This window comes from Limnospira sp. PMC 1279.21 (assembly GCF_032349615.1).
GTDB lineage: Bacteria > Cyanobacteriota > Cyanobacteriia > Cyanobacteriales > Microcoleaceae > Limnospira > Limnospira fusiformis.
Map to the genome: position 1 here is coordinate 101 of NZ_JARPLU010000355.1, position 1576 is coordinate 1676.

The 1576-nt window shown below is 48.7% G+C and carries 1 protein-coding gene and 1 pseudogene; both read right to left on the reverse strand.

The window, feature by feature from the left end; translation table 11 throughout:
• The coding region (locus tag P5683_RS24505; RefSeq protein ID WP_315669502.1) for an SBBP repeat-containing protein at positions 1-1466 on the reverse strand (1466 nt) is incomplete at its 3' end.
• 29 nt (positions 1467-1495) lie between these two features.
• Positions 1496-1576, reverse strand: a pseudogene (locus P5683_RS26625) (RNA-guided endonuclease TnpB family protein); the annotation flags it as partial.

Here is a 1576-nt window from a genome sequence, read left to right on the forward strand (position 1 = left end):
CAGAGAATATCTGTGATTCCCGAACCATTAAAGTCGCCCGCTATGGGAATATAATAACCATTAATCATGAACAAACGACTCCCATAACTACCATCTGCATGAAAGTACCACATAAAATCCGGGTCAGGACCGGGAGCATACCAGAGAATATCTGTGATTCCCGAACCATTAAAGTCGCCCGCTATGGGAATATAATCACCGTTGAGAGGTAACAATGGGTCGATAAATTCCGGTGGCGGCGGTACAGGTTCCGCTACAGTCCCATCGACTATCACCCTAACAAAGGCATTTCCGGCCATATAAATAGACCCATCAATTCCCGTGGTGAGGTCATTAACTGTGTCCCAGTCATTGCTGGCTAACAGCCTTGTCCACGCCAAAGCGCCATCAGTTTCGTATTTGGCGATAAACCCATCGGAGTAACCACGATTCATTTCCTCAGCCAGGTTGCCTTGAGTCCAACCCGCCATATAAATAGACCCATCAAGGCCGGTGGTGAGGGCATTGGCTTGGTCAGCATTAGGGGTTCCCAACTGTGTTGTCCATACCAGAGCCCCATCCTCCGGTTCGTATTTGCTGATTAAGGCATTTCCGCCACGACTAAAAATTTCCTCGTTGATGTCGCCCTCGGTTAGACCAGCGACATAAATAAACCCATCAATTCCGGTGGTCAAGGCATGGGCTGCCCCCCAACCATTGCTTCCCAACAGTCTCGTCCATACCAGAGTCCCATCAGGTTCGTATTTGGCAATAAAGCCATCAGCACCACTCTGATTAATTTCCCCATTCAGGTCGCCCCAAGTCTCACCCGCCATATAAATAGACCCATCAAAGCCAGTGGTGAGGGCTCTGGCACCATCCCAATTACTGGTTCCTAACAGCCTTGTCCATGTCAGAGTCCCATCGGGTTCGTATTTGCTGATAAAGGCATCCGTGCCACCATTATTTATTTCCCCACCTAGGTCGCCGCTAGTAAAGCCAGCTACATAAATGGACCCATCAAGGCCGGTGGTGAGGGCATGGGCTATTTCCGACCTATTGCTTGCTAACCGGGTTGTCCATACCTGGCTGCCATCGGGTTCATACCGGGCGAGAAATACATCGTTTTCATTACTGGGAATTTCGTATGGCTGTCGAGGAATTTCTACAATCTGGTCACTCCGAGTCCAACCCGCCATATAAATAGACCCATCAAGGCCGGTGGTGAGGGCATTGCCATAAGAGTTAGAATAATTACCTCCCAACAGTCTTGTCCATACCAGAGTCCCATCGGGTTCATATTTGACAATGAAGCTATCAGTACCACTCTGATTGATTTCTCCATTCAGGTCCTCTCTAGTAGAACCTGTTATATAAATAGACCCATCAAGGCCGGTGGTGAGGGCATTGCCACCAGTTCCATAACTGGTTTCCAGTAGCCAGGTCTGGCTGAACTCTGGTGGCGTTGAAATCTGTACTGTTAGCATCTGTACTGTTAGCAGTTGTTCTGATACATTTACGCGACATTTTTCCGGCTGTTCCCTGACAATGCGACGATAGCACTATTACCCGTTAAGGTAACAGAGGCGGTATCCCA